This is a genomic window from Roseobacter sp. N2S, from assembly GCF_031454055.1.
Lineage (GTDB): Bacteria > Pseudomonadota > Alphaproteobacteria > Rhodobacterales > Rhodobacteraceae > Amylibacter.
In genome coordinates this window covers 335,683-351,445 of sequence record NZ_JAVDQB010000003.1, presented here as the reverse complement: position 1 = coordinate 351,445, position 15,763 = coordinate 335,683, and the positions used below count along the sequence as shown (strand labels likewise).

General features: G+C 55.1%; 17 protein-coding genes. 9 read left to right on the top strand and 8 right to left on the bottom strand.

Features of this window, described 5'->3' with window-relative positions:
* The first annotated feature begins 58 nt into the window (after positions 1 to 58).
* Both purE and GGE09_RS10770 read left to right on the top strand, forming a co-directional pair.
* Positions 59 to 547, top strand: a complete 489-nt coding sequence (gene purE, locus GGE09_RS10775; protein WP_309746130.1) for a 5-(carboxyamino)imidazole ribonucleotide mutase — start codon at positions 59 to 61, stop codon at positions 545 to 547.
* Positions 540 to 1,613, top strand: a complete 1,074-nt coding sequence (locus tag GGE09_RS10770; RefSeq protein WP_309746129.1) for a 5-(carboxyamino)imidazole ribonucleotide synthase — start codon at positions 540 to 542, stop codon at positions 1,611 to 1,613. Before purE ends, GGE09_RS10770 begins: the two co-directional genes overlap by 8 nt.
* Here GGE09_RS10770 and GGE09_RS10765 read toward each other — a convergent pair.
* The 4 genes from GGE09_RS10765 to GGE09_RS10750 all read right to left on the bottom strand — a co-directional run bounded on the left by GGE09_RS10765 (position 1,597) and on the right by GGE09_RS10750 (position 5,423).
* Positions 1,597 to 2,277: an alpha/beta fold hydrolase gene (locus GGE09_RS10765; RefSeq protein WP_309746128.1), complete on the bottom strand. Its 681-nt coding sequence runs from the start codon at positions 2,275 to 2,277 to the stop codon at positions 1,597 to 1,599. The two genes, GGE09_RS10770 and GGE09_RS10765, sit on opposite strands and share 17 nt — an antisense overlap.
* Positions 2,278 to 2,362: 85 nt before the next feature.
* Positions 2,363 to 3,202, bottom strand: a complete 840-nt coding sequence (locus GGE09_RS10760) for a DMT family transporter (RefSeq protein WP_309746127.1) — start codon at positions 3,200 to 3,202, stop codon at positions 2,363 to 2,365.
* A 246-nt stretch (positions 3,203 to 3,448) separates the two neighbouring features.
* Entirely contained in the window at positions 3,449 to 5,098 is a 1,650-nt protein-coding gene (gene groL / locus GGE09_RS10755; RefSeq protein WP_309746126.1) for a chaperonin GroEL, read from the bottom strand.
* A 37-nt stretch (positions 5,099 to 5,135) separates the two neighbouring features.
* On the bottom strand, positions 5,136 to 5,423 hold the full coding sequence (locus GGE09_RS10750) for a co-chaperone GroES (RefSeq protein ID WP_309746125.1): 288 nt from the start codon (positions 5,421 to 5,423) through the stop codon (positions 5,136 to 5,138).
* 673 nt (positions 5,424 to 6,096) lie between these two features.
* On the opposite strand from GGE09_RS10750, the gene GGE09_RS10745 reads away from it, so the two are divergent.
* From GGE09_RS10745 to GGE09_RS10730, 5 genes are all read left to right on the top strand, one after another.
* Positions 6,097 to 8,166 carry a YjbH domain-containing protein gene (locus GGE09_RS10745; RefSeq protein WP_309746124.1) on the top strand — a complete coding sequence of 690 codons (2,070 nt, stop codon included), beginning with the start codon at positions 6,097 to 6,099 and terminating at the stop codon, positions 8,164 to 8,166.
* Positions 8,145 to 8,867, top strand: a complete 723-nt coding sequence (locus GGE09_RS10740) for a YjbF family lipoprotein (RefSeq protein ID WP_309746123.1) — start codon at positions 8,145 to 8,147, stop codon at positions 8,865 to 8,867. Before GGE09_RS10745 ends, GGE09_RS10740 begins: the two co-directional genes overlap by 22 nt.
* Before the next feature lie 91 nt (positions 8,868 to 8,958).
* Entirely contained in the window at positions 8,959 to 9,114 is a 156-nt protein-coding gene (locus GGE09_RS10735) for a hypothetical protein (RefSeq protein WP_309746122.1), read from the top strand.
* Positions 9,051 to 9,212, top strand: a complete 162-nt coding sequence (locus GGE09_RS23425; RefSeq protein WP_405048545.1) for a hypothetical protein — start codon at positions 9,051 to 9,053, stop codon at positions 9,210 to 9,212. The genes GGE09_RS10735 and GGE09_RS23425 overlap by 64 nt, the downstream gene beginning before the upstream one ends.
* Complete coding sequence (locus GGE09_RS10730; RefSeq protein ID WP_309746121.1) at positions 9,187 to 9,540, top strand: hypothetical protein; 354 nt, start codon at positions 9,187 to 9,189, stop codon at positions 9,538 to 9,540. The genes GGE09_RS23425 and GGE09_RS10730 overlap by 26 nt, the downstream gene beginning before the upstream one ends.
* A 48-nt stretch (positions 9,541 to 9,588) precedes the next feature.
* Here the strand turns inward: GGE09_RS10730 and GGE09_RS10725 are convergent, their stop codons facing one another.
* The 3 genes from GGE09_RS10725 to GGE09_RS10715 all read right to left on the bottom strand — a co-directional run bounded on the left by GGE09_RS10725 (position 9,589) and on the right by GGE09_RS10715 (position 12,710).
* Complete coding sequence (locus GGE09_RS10725; RefSeq protein ID WP_309746120.1) at positions 9,589 to 10,986, bottom strand: TRAP transporter large permease; 1,398 nt, start codon at positions 10,984 to 10,986, stop codon at positions 9,589 to 9,591.
* A complete protein-coding gene (locus GGE09_RS10720; protein WP_309746119.1) occupies positions 10,986 to 11,615 on the bottom strand; it encodes a TRAP transporter small permease in 630 nt (209 codons plus the stop codon). Before GGE09_RS10720 ends, GGE09_RS10725 begins: the two co-directional genes overlap by 1 nt.
* Positions 11,616 to 11,693: 78 nt before the next feature.
* Positions 11,694 to 12,710 carry a C4-dicarboxylate TRAP transporter substrate-binding protein gene (locus tag GGE09_RS10715; RefSeq protein ID WP_309746118.1) on the bottom strand — a complete coding sequence of 339 codons (1,017 nt, stop codon included), beginning with the start codon at positions 12,708 to 12,710 and terminating at the stop codon, positions 11,694 to 11,696.
* A gap of 353 nt (positions 12,711 to 13,063) precedes the next feature.
* Here GGE09_RS10715 and GGE09_RS10710 point away from each other — a divergent pair, with 353 nt between their 5' ends.
* Together GGE09_RS10710 and GGE09_RS10705 are read left to right on the top strand one after the other, a co-directional pair.
* Entirely contained in the window at positions 13,064 to 13,798 is a 735-nt protein-coding gene (locus GGE09_RS10710; protein ID WP_309746117.1) for a M48 family metalloprotease, read from the top strand.
* A gap of 4 nt (positions 13,799 to 13,802) precedes the next feature.
* Positions 13,803 to 14,351 carry a gamma-glutamylcyclotransferase family protein gene (locus tag GGE09_RS10705; RefSeq protein WP_309746116.1) on the top strand — a complete coding sequence of 183 codons (549 nt, stop codon included), beginning with the start codon at positions 13,803 to 13,805 and terminating at the stop codon, positions 14,349 to 14,351.
* Between the two features lie 7 nt (positions 14,352 to 14,358).
* Here GGE09_RS10705 and gltX read toward each other — a convergent pair whose 3' ends face one another.
* On the bottom strand, positions 14,359 to 15,675 hold the full coding sequence (gene gltX / locus GGE09_RS10700; RefSeq protein WP_309746115.1) for a glutamate--tRNA ligase: 1,317 nt from the start codon (positions 15,673 to 15,675) through the stop codon (positions 14,359 to 14,361).
* Positions 15,676 to 15,763: the final 88 nt, after the last annotated feature.

The following is a 15,763-nucleotide window of genomic DNA, read 5'->3' as shown; positions in this document are numbered from 1 at the left end:
CATTTTGCATATAGTGCCCCCTTCTTTCTAATACAGTCTAATACAGGCGGACCCCCCAATGACACAGGTTAAAGTCGGCATCGTAATGGGCAGCCAATCGGATTGGCCCACAATGAAGCACGCAGCCGATATTCTGGACGAACTTGGCGTGGCGTATGAGGCAAAGATCGTCTCGGCCCACCGCACACCGGATCGGTTGTGGTCATATGGCAAAGGCGCAGTGGATCGCGGTTTACAGGTGATTATTGCTGGCGCTGGCGGTGCGGCCCATTTGCCAGGCATGTTGTCGTCCAAAACCCGCGTGCCTGTATTGGGTGTGCCGGTTCAGACCAAGGCTTTGTCTGGTGTGGACAGTCTGTATTCCATCGTCCAGATGCCCAAGGGTTTTCCTGTGGGCACAATGGCAATCGGTGCAGCGGGGGCGGCCAATGCGGGGTTGATGGCTGCGGCGATTCTGGCCAATACAGACGCTGATCTTGCCGCCAAACTAGACAGTTGGCGCACAGCCTTAAGCGACTCTATTCCGGAAGAACCTGTTGATGAGTAATCCCCTACAAACTGGCGCGACGATTGGTATTTTGGGCGGTGGACAACTGGGGCGGATGCTGTCGGTTGCGGCGTCTCGGCTGGGGTTCAAAACCCATATTTTTGAACTGGGGGCCAACCCGCCTGCGGGCCATGTGGCGGATCAGGTGACGACGGCCCCCTATGACGATCTGGATGCCCTACGCGCCTTTGCGCAATCGGTGGATGTGGTCACCTATGAATTTGAAAACATTCCAGCGGATGCCTTGGATGCAATCGAGGAATTGCGCCCCGTAATGCCCAACCGCCGCGCCCTAGCCACGTCGCAAGACCGCATCGTGGAAAAAGATTTCCTGACATCCTTGGGACTGAAATGTGCACCCTACGCCAATGTAGAAACCGCTGATGACCTTATTGCAGCAGTGGCCGCAGTTGGTGTGCCATCCATCCTGAAAACCCGTCGGTTTGGTTATGACGGCAAAGGTCAGGTGCGCTTGAAAGACAGCACAAACCCAACATCCGCATGGCAAGAATTGGGTGAAACACCCTCAGTTCTTGAAGGTTTCATTGAATTCAGCCATGAAGTATCCGTCATCGGCGCACGTTCCCAAGACGGCGCAGTTGTCTGCTTTGATCCCGGCGAAAACGTCCACACAGATGGTATTTTGCACACAACCACCCTACCCGCCCACCTGAACCGCAGCCAGCATACGGACGCAATTATTCTGACGGGGCAAATCCTGAATGCGCTGGATTATGTGGGGGTCATGGGGGTCGAACTGTTTGTCACACCGCAAGGCTTGATCGTCAATGAAATCGCACCGCGTGTGCATAACTCCGGCCACTGGACCCAAAACGGCTGTGTGATCGACCAGTTCGAACAACACATCCGCGCCATTGCGGGTTGGCCCCTTGGGGACGGCAAGCGCCATTCCAATGTAGTCATGACCAACCTGATCGGCGCGGCCGTCAACGACGTTGCAGCCCTGTCACAGGATTCCAGCGTCGGCCTGCATCTTTATGGTAAGGCCGAGGCCAAGGCAGGCCGTAAAATGGGCCATGTAAACAAGATTATGGGTCCCGCTTGAACGCCCCGAATTTCAGGAAATATTCCACCTGATCGTAAACCTTGGGATTGTTCATCATAAACGTGTGGGTGACGGGCAACACAATGTGATCCGCCATCCCTTCGACTTTGGTGCTTTCAACGCTAACTTTGCCATCGTTGGCCCCGTCAAAAAGGGTGGAAAACAGCGGGTTCACCGACTGATCCCCCGCAATCACCCCCAGTGAAAAATGTACAGGCCCCAGCTTGGACGGCAGACTATCCGGCCCCGTTCCCAGTTGCAGCCCCGCAATACCGTTCCAGAACTCAAAGCCCGGCACATCATTCAATTGATCCACCACAGGCGAGCCGTGATTGGGTGGGGCCAGCATCACCGTATGGCCTAATCTGGCAGGGGTTTGTGACACCCGCTCCATGTAGTAGCGCAGCAAAATCCCGCCCATGGAATGGGTCACGAAATGCACTTTTTCCGAATCCCGACAACTGTGCAACGCTTCAGGTATGGCGCGGTCGGCCAGATCCTCTATCGTGGCTTCTTTTGAGGGATAATCAATGTTTACAACGTGATAACCTGCCCTCTTCAACCGCCACTCCATTAAAAATAACGAGTTGGCGCTGCGGGCCAGCCCATGCAGCAACACCACACATTCTCCGGCGCGCGCGGCAGGTGCAATGAAGGTGGCCATTCCAAAAATCCAGACTGTAATTAGGGTTGATTTCATAGTTTAGGATAAAAACCTGTAGACAGGTTTTGTCAAGAAAGCGGGCTGGTTATCGGCGATTTGCAGCAAGCAGAGACACGGCAATCCCGCCCAAAACCAATGCTGCGGCGATGGCAAATTCAAGGGTCAACGGTTCTGCCAACAGCAGCGCACCAGCACCCGCTGCAATGATTGGCACACTCAACTGCGCCACCGCTGCCGTGGCCGTGGCCAAACGGGGCAGCACCCAATACCACAAGGCATAGCCCAAAGCCGAGGTAACCGCGCCTGACAGCACAGCCAGACCTACACCGGCGCCAGTCAACTGCACCGCTGGCACCACCCCCAATGCCAGCAGTCCGAAAGGCAAGGCCAGTACAAAATTCGCCGCCGTAGCCCCCAACGGATCGGCTGTTTTCTGGCCAATCAACGAATAGACACCCCAGCCCACAGCGGCGATTCCCATCAGGCCCGCACTAACAAGATCAGGCGCTGTGGCGGATGGTGCTAAAAGATAAATCAGCCCTGCAAAAGCTATGGCTGCCCCCAACCACTGCATCGCTTTCGGGGATTTCCCCCCCAGAACCGCGCCCGCAAACATGGTGATCTGTACGCCGCCAAACAGGATCAACGCCCCCGTCCCCGCATCAAGCGCGACATACGCAAAGGAAAACCCCAGCATATAGGCCGCAAGCCCCAATACAGCGCCTCCCCGTGCCGGGGCGAAAAACTGTGACAGCCCGCTGCGGCGCAAAGCCACCAACCCCAAAAGAACCGCCGCGCCCGCGCCCAATCGGATCAAGGCAAAACTGCCCGGATCAATCAAATCCCCTGCCAGCCCCATCCGGTTCAATACCGAATTGGCCGCAAAGGCGATCATGGTCAGAGTGGTCAGAAGGAAAAGCTGCATGGGCTTTGAAAACCAGAGAATGACCGCTGCCACAACACAAAAGCAGTTCCATACACGGGAAAGTCACCGCAGGCGCGGCAACTATGCAAAAAAGCCCCGCAATCGCTTGCGAGGCTTTGAAAACGTTGAACGTTTGTTTGGAATGTGTCGAACCGTTTTGGCCCAAGGGCCAAAACCGGTTCCAGCGTCCGCGCTATGGTCTGGCGACCAATGCGCTTTTGCTATCCCTTCGCGAATGCGAAGTGATTACATCATGCCGCCCATGCCGCCCATTCCGCCCATGTCTGGCATGCCGCCACCGGCTGCGCCATCTTTGGAAGGTTTGTCAGCAACCATTGCTTCGGTTGTGATCAGCAGGCCAGCGATAGAAGCTGCGTCTTGCAGTGCTGTACGCACAACTTTAGCAGGGTCGATCACGCCGAATTTGAACATGTCGCCATATTCTTCGGATTGTGCGTTAAAGCCGAATGTTGCGTCTTCGCTTTCGCGGATTTTGCCAGCAACAACCGCGCCGTCAACACCAGCGTTTTCGGCGATCTGACGCAAAGGTGCCTCAAGTGCGCGACGCACAATAGAGATACCAGCGGACTGATCAGGGTTTGCACCCTCAAGACCGTTCAGACCTTTTGCAGCCTGTACCAGTGCAACACCACCACCGACAACAACACCTTCTTGTACGGCCGCACGGGTCGCATTCAGGGCATCGTCAACGCGGTCTTTGCGTTCTTTAACTTCAACTTCTGTGGACCCACCAACGCGGATAACAGCAACACCACCAGCCAGTTTGGCCAGACGCTCTTGCAGTTTTTCTTTGTCGTAGTCGGAAGTTGTTTCTTCGATTTGGCCACGGATCTGTGCAACACGTGCTTCGATCTCTGCTTTTTCGCCGGACCCGTCGATGATTGTTGTTTCATCTTTGGTGATTTGGACTTTCTTGGCTGTGCCAAGCATTTCCATACCAACGTTTTCCAGTTTCATGCCCAGATCTTCGGAAATCACCTGACCACCGGTCAGAACAGCGATGTCTTGCAGCATGGCTTTGCGGCGATCGCCGAAACCAGGTGCTTTAACAGCTGCGATTTTCAGACCGCCGCGCAGTTTGTTCACAACCAGAGTTGCCAGGGCTTCGCCCTCAACATCTTCAGCAATGATCAACAAAGGTTTGCCGGACTGGATAACAGTTTCCAGCAGCGGAACCATTGGCTGAAGCGAAGACAGTTTCTTCTCGTGCAACAGGATCAGAACATCTTCCAACTCTGTAGTCATTTTTTCCGGGTTGGTCACGAAATACGGTGACAGGTAACCACGGTCAAACTGCATGCCTTCAACAACATCGGTTTCTGTTTCCAGACCTTTGTTCTCTTCGACTGTGATGACGCCTTCGTTGCCAACACGCTGCATGGCATCAGCGATCTGACGACCGATTTCGGTTTCGCCATTCGCAGAGATCGTGCCGACCTGCGCAACTTCTGCACTGTCGTTTACCGGGCGAGACATCGCTTTGATGGCTTCAACAACGGTCGTCACAGCTGTGTCGATACCGCGTTTCAGGTCCATCGGGTTCATGCCAGCGGCAACCGATTTCATGCCTTCTTTAACGATGGCTTGGGCCAGAACAGTCGCGGTTGTTGTACCGTCGCCTGCTGTGTCATTGGTCCGGGAAGCAACTTCCTTAACCATTTGTGCGCCCATGTTTTCGAACTTGTCTTCAAGTTCGATTTCTTTGGCAACGGAAACACCGTCTTTGGTGATGCGTGGTGCGCCAAAGGATTTGTCGAGGACAACGTTACGGCCTTTGGGGCCCAGCGTTACCTTTACAGCATCGGCCAGAACATTAACGCCTTTAAGCATTCTGTTCCGTGCGTCGGTGCCGAATTTTACGTCTTTTGCAGCCATTGTAGCTTGCTCCTATTCGTAAGGTTTCGTGGTCAGCTTAAGAAAGAACGCCGAGAACGTCGGATTCTTTCATCATCAACAGGTCTTCGCCGTCGACGGATACTTCGGTGCCGGACCATTTGCCGAACAACACTTTATCGCCAACGCTTACAGCCATTGGGATAAGTTCGCCGCTGTCTTTGCGCGCGCCTTCGCCTACAGCGATGATTTCGCCTTCAGCCGGTTTCTCTTTTGCGGAATCCGGGATGATCAGACCGCCTGCGGTTTTTTCGTCGCCTTCAAGGCGGCGAACCAGTACACGGTCGTGCAAAGGTTTGAGTGCCATGGAGAGTGCTCCTTAACTCTTGGTTCAATTTAACGGGAGGCCTATGTGCATTAGCACTCGCCCCCCGTGAGTGCTAACAGCGCATTACTTAGGAAGATCACGGCGCAGAGTCAACATTTGCAAGATAAAAAACCGCTCGTATTTTTTGGCACATTCTGAACAGCGATTTCACGCGCTAAATTCCGATGTGAACCGCCCCGCCAACAGCGCAGAGTTGTTGCATTGGGTTAGACAGATTTCAAGGGCGTACTTAGGTCTCTTTCGCACGATAACAACCTGTATTTTATAAAAATTATACAGCCAACCCGTGGCAGAATACCTTTGCAATCCACCACACCGGCCTGACTTTTGCTGATCCCCAGTCCCTTGCTGCGCAGATTGGCGAAATCGTAAAATCCTGCTCTGCTGCCTGCAATAATACAACTGCCAAAAGCCCCTCTTCACCATAAGATCAAGACTGCTACACGGGATAAAACCTGCTGGCTTGAATCATCTGCCAAAGAAACTTCCGCTGTAACCAGCGCTCTGCCACATCCATAGCCCCAAAGACCTGCTGAAATCCGGCAAACCCTGCATTAAACGCCCGAAATTGGCGCAAAAGGCTTTTGATTTAACGGGGTCTATGCCAAAAGAGGGGTAATAAGGCCATAAAATGAAGGTCGGGGGACAATAGATGTCAAAACTGGTTAAATCAGCGCTCGGAGGCGTATCTGCGCTGGTTGTTACGGCAGGAGTTGCCAGCGGACAGGCCACGCCAGCTTTGAACCTTTACGGCAACAGCGGCTTGATTGATATGCCAAGCGCGGAACCCCAGCCCGACGCACAGGTGACAGGCACGATTTCAGGGTCAAAATCCGATCGTAAAGTCACCCTCGCCTTTCAACTAACACGCCGCTTGTCCGCCTCGTTCCGCTACTCCGAATTGAACGACTGGACCATTGCAGGCGCTGACAATGACCGTGGCTTTGACTTGCAATTCCAACTGCTTGAAGAAACCGACATGCTTCCCGGTGTTGCTATCGGTCTGCGTGATTTCATGGGCCAAGGGGCTTATGGCGCGGAATATCTGGTGGCGACCAAAGCAGTGCACCCCAAATTGCGCCTGACGGCGGGTCTGGGCTGGGGGCGGCTTAGCGGATCCTCGACACTGCGCACTGGCGCCAATCCGCAGGGGGGTGTCCCCACCACGAAACAGTGGTTTGACGGGGACATCGGCGTATTTGGCGGCTTTGCCTGGACAACTCCGGTGCGCGGGCTGACCCTGAAGGCAGAATATTCCTCGGATGAATACACCCGAGAAGTCGCCGCTGGTGCCATTGACCGCGACAGCCCGTTCAACTTTGGGATGGAATTCAAACGCCGCGACAATCTCAGCTTTGGTCTGTATTATCTGCACGGCTCCGAAGTTGCCTTGCGGTTTTCAACCGCCATTAACCCCAAACGTCCCCCGTCGGCGGGCACTCGGGAACGGGCACCGCTGCCCGTGATTGCACGTCCTGTCAATTATTCCACCAGCACCGACTGGGCCGCACAGCCCAATTACACCGCAACCGCCCGCAAGCAGTTTTCAGCCGTGCTGAAGGAACAGGGGCTCGGGGTTGAAGCCTTGGCAGTGAACGGCCATTCCGCCGAATTGCGTCTGCGCAACGACACGTTCAATTCCAGTGCGCAGGCCATTGGCCGCGCGGCGCGGGCTATGGCCTTTGTACTGCCCCCTTCCGTGGAAGAATTTGTCATTACGCCTGTGGTGAACGGTATTCCTGCATCCAGCGTGGTAATCCGCCGTTCAGACCTAGAGCAGTTGGAAAACGACGCCATGGGCACCGAAAAAATGTTCGCACGCGCAGATATTCGCAGCCCGTTGGCCCTGCCCGCCAACGGAGAATTCGCCAAAGACATCTATCCGGATTTCCGCTGGACTATCGCGCCCTTTGTGTCGCTTTCGTTGTTTGACGGCTCTGGCCCGCTGCGCGCCAGTGCTGGTCTGCGCGCCGATGCAGATTATTATGTGACGCCCGGGTTCTCGCTGTCAGGCTCGATCACCCAGCGGGTGTTTGGCAACCAACAGGATGAAATCCCCCCCGCTTCGGGCCTGCCCCGTGTGCGCACCGATCGCGCCAGCTATAAACGCGAGGGCAAGACCGCCCTGGAGCGACTGACCGCTGATTACCTGTTCAAACCCGCACCAGATTTCTATGGTCGCGTGTCTGTTGGCTATCTGGAACCCATGTTCGGCGGCGTTTCAACAGAACTGCTGTGGCAACCTGCGGATCAAACCTGGGGGCTTGGGGCCGAAATGAACTACGTAAAGCAGCGGGATTTTGACCAGCTTTTCGGCTTTCAGAACTATGATGTGGTGACGGGCCATGTCTCGGCCTATTGGAATGTGAACCACGGGCTGGCGGCGCAACTGGATGTGGGCCGCTATCTGGCTGGTGACTGGGGCGCAACCCTGTCGGTTGACCGTGTCTTTGCCAATGGCTGGCGCATTGGGGCCTATGCCACGCTGACAGATGCTGAATACGCGGATTACGGTGAAGGCAGCTTTACCAAAGGCCTGCGGATGAGCGTTCCGCTCAGCTGGGGGATCGGCACGCCGAACCGGAAAACTTATGCCATTGATATGAATACACTGGCCCGCGATGGCGGGGCGCGTCTGGATGTGAACAACCGCCTGCATGGTCTGGTGAGCGAATACCAACGCCCCGGTCTAGAAGCAGGATGGGCACGGTTCTGGCGTTGATGACCCTGACTTTGAAACCGCTGCGCCTTGCGCTGCTGGCGGCAACGGCTTTGGTTGTTGCAGCCTGTAGCTCGGAGCACGACAAACAGCCCAGTCTTGGCAATATAGCCCTAGGCCTTGCCAAAGCCCGCATCCAGAAAGGCGAGGTGGAAACCGCCGACGCCGTGCAGAAACCACCCAAAGCGACCCGCGCCCAGATGGTGGCACTCGGGCGGCCTGTGGTCTATATGACCGTGCCCCGCTTTGGCGTGACCCAGCCTGCGGCTGAACTGGCCGTGAACAGGGGCTTCCGTACCTATATGGGCAGCGATCAGTCCACCGTGACCCTGCAATCGGGTATTGTGACCGCCACGCGCGGGCTGCAAGTGGATCTGATCGCACAGCAGCTTTCGATTTCACCCTCTGCTATGTTTCGCGGCTCTTTTCCCAAAACCTATACCCGCACACAGCGCAGTCTGACCGGCGAAGGTGTTCTGGCCGACTTTACCTATAACTGCGCCATCGCCCCGAATGAAACAGACGAGACCCTGACAATCTTTGGCCAAAACCACCGCCTGCGTCAGTACACAGAGCTGTGTGGCAACGACAAACGTGCTTTCCAGAACAGCTATTGGGTGGATGGTGCAGGCACCGTCTGGAAATCCCATCAATCTGTCAGCAAAGAAGTGGGTCATTTGGTTTTGGAGCGGGTAGTCAAGTAACGAAATCCACGCTAAATTTCTGGTAGTCAGTCCGCATTTTTGGATGACTGTTCGCTGAATTTGAATAATTTATTTAAGCTAGGAAAATTAAATGGATTCCGAAACCCTTTTAAAAAACCCGTTGCTTGTAACCTTTTCCGACAGCGGTGAGCGCCTTGCAGACCGCATTATCGGGACCGATGAATCCGAAACCCTGACAGGCAACGCCGCGATAATATCGTTAAAGCGAAAGACGGCGACGATGTAATTTTTGGCCGGAAAGGAGACGACCAGATTGATTCCGGAGGCGGCAATAATGTAGCCTATGGCGGCAGCGGCGATGATTACATTTGGGGGCGGCCATAACGAAGCCTCTGGCGGCGCAGGGAATGACTACATACTGATGTATGGCACGACAGCGACGATTGAAGGCGGTGCGGGCGATGACAGGCTACGACTGATGGCCGATGTCTCGACAGTTCTTTACGACGGAGTTGAAAACGAAGGCGCTGATTTTATCATGATTTTCAACACGCAGGCAGATATTCTGCGTATTTCCAATATGACTTTTGATGACCTTCTGATCGAAAAAGCGGGCGTCGATACCAAAATTACGCTTCTCGGTGGTACGGAAATCACGCTAGAGGAAGTCCGTCCAAACGATCTGACAATAGACAATTTTGAATTTGTCTGATCCGGCTGTTTGAAGCGGGGGCGGGAAAAATCCCCGCCCCCGTTTTTTTTATGCCAGTGACGGCAGCCACAGCACGATCGCCGGAAAGGCCACCAGCAGGGCAATGGTCACGCCATCCGCGATGAAAAAGGGTGTCACGCCTTTGAACACGTCCTGTACCGTCAGGTCATCGCGCACACCGGCCACAACAAAACAGTTCAGACCTATGGGCGGGGTGATCAAGCAAAACTCTGCCATTTTCACCACCAAGATCCCGAACCAAATGCCACACATTGCACCGGACATGCCAAAAGCGCTGTCCGCCGCTGAGACCATCTCTCCGCCGTTCAACGCCATGACTGCGGGATAGGTGATCGGCAGGGTCAGCAACAGCATCCCGATCGCATCCATGAACATGCCCAGCACCGCATAGGCCAGCAGGATCATCACCAATGTCAGCATCGGCGATTGATCCAGACTGGTGATCCAGTCGGAAAACGCATCCGGTAGTTTGGCAAAGCCAAGGAAGCGCACATAGATCAGCACACCCCAGATGATGGTAAAGATCATCACCGTCAGCTTGGCGGTTTCCAATAGCGCGTCTTTCAACTCTCCCCAGCCCATGCCGCGATAAAGCGCCATCAGAAAGACGATGAACGCACCAATGGCGCCGCCCTCGGTAGGGGTGCCCCATGCGTCACCAAACGGGTTATAGACGAAGAAGATGATGATCACGACAACCAGCACAATCGGCAGCGCAGGCGGCAAGGATTCAAAGCGTTGCTTCCATGTAAACCCGCTAACGGGGGGACCGACGGTTTTGAAAACAACCGCAATACCGATAATCAGGATTGCATAAACAATCGCTGAAAACACCCCCGGAACAAAGCCAGCCAACAGCAGTTTGCCCACGTCCTGTTCCACGATAATCGCATAGATCACCAGAATGGCCGAAGGCGGAATAAGCGAGGCCAACGTGCCCCCTGCCGCAACCACACCGGCTGCAAACTGCTTGTTATAGCCGATCTTTAGCATTTCAGGGATGGCGATCCGTGCAAACACTGCCGCTGTGGCCACTGACGCCCCCGACACCGCTGCAAACCCTGCAGTGGCGAATACGGTTGCCACGGCCAAGCCACCTGGAACCCAGGCAATCCAGCGTTTCGCCGCTTCAAACAAAGCAGTGGTCAGCCTTGCGTAATAGGCCAGATAGCCGATCAAAATGAAAACTGGGATCAGGCTAAGAACTTGCGAGCTGACCTTGGAATGGGGCACCTGCCCCGCAATTTTCACGCTGACTTGCAGGGCTTTGCCAAATCTTGCGGGATCATAGTCATACCCGTTCCAGCGCAGCCAGACCAAGCCGACAAACCCAGCCAAAGCAGCCGCAAAAGCCACCCGCATCCCCAAAAGAACCAACACCAGCATGCCGCCGGTGGTCCATAGTCCGATTGTAATGTTATCCATCAGTCATGCCCTGCCAATTGTGCCGCTTCCGCGCGGGCTTGTTCCTCGACGGAAATAACAAGTGGCACAGCCACGGGATGTTCCAGCCCCAGTACAAAGGCGCGGCCATAGCCTACCGCTTGCAACATGAGGCGCAAACACAGCACTGAAAAGGCAAAAGGCACCACCAGTTTGCTCGGCCAGATCGGTAACCCGATATCAATCGAACTGTCGCGGCTGAACAAGGGTTTGGTCAGATCAAAACTGCGGTCGAAATGGGCCCAAGCCCCCCAGACCAGCGCAATCATCAGCACCAGCATGATCACCACGGTCAGACATTCGATCAACCACAAGGCCCGCCCTTTAAGCGCTGCCACCACAATATCCATGCGGATATGGGTGCCGTCACGCTGCACATAAGACACGCCCATGATCGCAATCAGCGGCATCGCGGCCTCAATATAGTCAACATACCCCGACAAAGGAGAGTTGAAGAACTTGCGCCCGATCACCGAATAGGCCGCCAGAAACATCAGTGAAAATACCGCTATGCCACTGATAAGCGCGCAGAAACGTTCTACGGGCAGTAACATTCTGTCCAGTCGGCTTAACAGGCTATCGTCTTGTAGTACGGCTGCCGATGACGCCATATGAGACCTCCTTGAAGTGTGGAATTAAATTAAAAAGGCCGCCCTAAAAAGGACGGCCAATCTGTTTAAAAAGCAGGCTTAGTTGGCCATGCGGGTCTTTTTAAGGGTGTCCATCAAAAGCGTGTACAGCTCTTGGCCTGGAATGCCCTGCCCTTCCATTTCGGCAATCCACTCGTCACGGATCGGATCAGCCGCTTTGGCACGGAACGCAGCCAGTTCTTCGTCAGAAATCATCACTTTCTGAACGCCTTTTTCTTCCAGAACCTCATCCCATTTCGCCAGAAGTTTACCATAGTTCTCAAGGTAATAGGCGATGGATTCATCAACGGAACTGTCCAGTGCTGCGCGGTGTTCATCGGACAGGCCTTCATAGGCGTCGATATTCACCACAATCGGGCAGTTCACAGTGCCGGGGTTCAGGTTTGCTGTCCACCAGGTTGCTTGATTGATGGTGCCAAAGGACAGATGCGCGTGTTGGGCGAAAGCAACCGTATCCACAACACCCGATTCCATCGCTTGATAGGCCTCGGCAGAGGTCACAGACGTGGGCACTGCGCCAACAGCTTCAAACGCTTTACCAAGCCCGCCCGTTGCACGCACACGCATGCCTTCAAAATCGGCCAGTGTGGTGCGCGCTTCGCCTGTACCAACAAGGTTGTATTGCGGCATGGGAGAGGTCATCAGAAGCTTTGCATTCCACTGCGCCATTTCTTCTTGCACAGCCGGATGGGCATAGACTGCGTGGCTTACAGCCACTTCTTCGGCAAGGTTGGACACGCCCAGAAACGGCAATTCCAGAACGGTGATCGTCCGGTTCTTATCGCGGTGATATCCCGCGCAGAATTGCGCCATTTCAAACGCGCCGATGGAAATCCCGTCCAGATTCTCGCGGTTCTTGGACAGCCCACCGTAAGACACATTCATCGTGAACTCGCCGTTGGTCTTTTCAGCTACCAATTCGGCCAGTTTTTCAACATGTTCCGTGAAAGCACGGCGTTTGCCCCAAACGGAAACGTTCCATTCCTCGGCAAAGGTTTCGGATGCAATGCTTAGCGCCAGCGCGGAAAGCGCCAGTGTTTTTAGACCATTTTTCATGGTTTCCTCCCAAAATTCTCCCCGTTTTCGGGGATTGTCGAAGCAGGTTAACGAAGTTTGTTCCGATTCCCTATGCCGAAATCAGCTTTAACGCGTAAAAATGTGACCTTTTTCGCCCAAATTTTCACCCAAGCTGCACGAACCATGCCTTCAAATTGGTTAATGAACAATAATTAGGCGCATTTCTGATCCAATTGCCAAACCCCACAAAACACCACCGTCCCCCATTCTGCCGATTTTGATAGGACAGATGGGTGCAAGGTTGCCCAGTCCGTTCCCATTGGTTAATACCTCCTGACCAATACCATGCGGCGACGCACCCGTTCACCGCCCCAAATTCGACCGAGGATTTTATGCGTAAATTATTCGCCGCAGGGTCCACAGCCCTCTTGGCCGCCTGCACCCCGACACCAGAGCAAACCTCTCAGTCGCGCCCTTCGTTTGAGGCAGTACGCGACGCAGACTCCAGCATCAAAGCCTATTACCGCGTCGCCGGCCGTGTAGAACCCGTGGCGGAGAGCGTCTGCCGCTCGCTTCATGCCGACAAAACGCATAACTTCTGCGATTTTCGGGTGAATGTGAACAATGACGCAAGCCAAGCCCCCAACGCCTATCAAACGATCGGCGCAGACGGACGGCCGGTTATTACGTTTAACGTCAATATGTTGCGCAGCTTTCGCAATGACGACGAAATCGCCTTTGTGTTCGGTCACGAAGCAGGCCACCAGATTGCACGTCACATCGAACAGACCCAAGCCAATCAACTGGCAGGGGCCGTTCTGGGGGGCATCCTAGTTGCGGTCGGCGGCGGGGATGCCCAAATTGGCGTTGATATCGGCGGTGCCATTGGCGGGCGCGGCTATTCCAAAAAATACGAGTTGGAAGCCGACACAATCGCCGCTCATATCGCTGATCGCGCGGGCTATAATGCTGCCATCGGGGCCAGAACCTTTGAGCGCACAGGCGGGTCTTCCGCACTGCTGGCAACCCACCCGCCATCCAGCCAACGGATCGACCAAGTGGCCAGGACCATCCAAGTGATTAACGGCGCAAAGGCACAGGGCGGTCGCGCACCTGTGGCATGGTAAGGACATGACAGGCAGTTTTTTCGGCTATGGATCGTTGGTCAACGCAGGAACCCACAGCTATCAAAACCTGCGCCCGACAACTTTGACAGGATGGCGGCGCCATTGGGTGCAATCCTCGCGCCGCGATGTGGCGTTTTTAAGCGTCACACCTGATCCGTTGTCGTCCATTTCAGGGCTGGTAGCTGATGTGGGCGATATCGGCTGGGACGCGCTTGACCTGCGCGAAGAAGCCTACGACCGCTTGGTTCTGGACAAAGATCCGCTGATCGGCGTTGCCATGTACAAGGCCAGTGCGGCGGCGATGTCCACGGAAAACCTTGGTCAGCCGATCCTGCTCAGCTATCTGGATTGTGTGTCGCAAGGGTTTCATCAGGTGTTTGGCACAGACGGAGTGCGGGATTTCTTCCGCTCTACCACGGGCTGGCACACACCCATCCTGAATGACCGCGCAGCCCCGATCTATCCCCGTGCGGGTGTATTAACAGCGGCTGAAACCATTTTGGTTAACGACCACATCACAATGGTTGGCGCGACGGTGATCGCACCAACCTAAACCCGCCTTAAAGCTGGTGCTTTTGCAACAAAGGCATCAGCTTTGACATATCCGGCCCGTGTTCCATCCCTGTCAGCGCCTTGCGCAGCGGCATAAACAATCCGCGCCCTTTGCGCCCTGTGGCCTCTTTCACTGCGCTGGTCCAGCTTTTCCAACTGTCCCCGTCCCAAGGCTGTGCTGGCAGCAGGTTTTTGGCGGTGGCGATAAAATCGGCATCCTCGGCGTCAATCAGTGGCACGGCACCGTCACGGCACAAGGCCCACCAGTCTGCCACATCACCGCGGGTTGCGATGTTTTCGCGGGCCACCTCCCAGAAGGCAGGGGCAATATCCGCAGGCACGCCCACGTCCGTCAGCGCCGCTTCCATTTGGCCGAACGGCAAAGCTGCCACGGTTTTCGCCGTCATCGGCCCCAGATCGGCCACATCGAATTTCGTCGGCGCCGAACCGAATTGGGATAGATCAAACCCGTCGATCAACTCTTGCATCGAACTGCGCAACTCCACAGGTTCATTCGCCCCCAGCCGCGCCATCAAGGACAGCAGCGCCATAGGTTCAATTCCCTGCGCCCGTAGATCCCGCAGCGCCAAAGTGCCCAAGCGTTTGGACAACGCTTCCCCTTGAGGGCCGGTCAACAGTGAATGGTGGGCAAAATCCGGCACCGTACCGCCCAGCGCCTGAATGATCTGGATTTGTGTGGCGGTGTTGGTCACGTGATCAGACCCGCGCACAACATGGGTGATGCCAAAGTCCACATCATCACAAACCGATGCCAGCGTGTACAAAAACTGTCCGTCGCCGCGGATCAGCACCGGATCGGAAACCGAGGCCGCATCAATGGACAGATCGCCCAGAATACCATCGCCCCATTCAATCCGCTGCTGGTCCAGCTTAAAGCGCCAATGCCCGCTGCGCTCTGCGCGCAGCGCATCTTTTTCCCCGTCCGTCAGCGCAAGCGCCGCACGGTCATACACAGGCGGCTTACCCATGTTCAACTGCTTCTTGCGCTTCAGGTCCAACTCGACCGGCGTTTCAAAACACTCGTAAAAACGGCCCGCAGCCCGCAGTTCATCCGCCGCTTCGTTATAGCGGTCCAGACGATCCGACTGGCGTTCAACACGATCCCACGTCAGACCCAACCATTCCAGATCCTGTTTGATCCCGTCGGCATATTCCTGCGTGGACCGCTCGGGATCCGTATCATCCAGCCGCAATACAAACTGGCCACCCGCCTTGCGGGCGATCAGATAGTTGAACAGGGCCGTGCGCAGGTTTCCAACATGCAGAAAGCCAGTAGGGGACGGGGCAAAACGGGTGATTGTCATCGGGCTTCAACCTTCGGGAAATATCTGCGCCCCTCTTACAGCGCGATGCACAAAAGGAAAAGGGTCAAGCCGTTAAGCAATTCGTAAA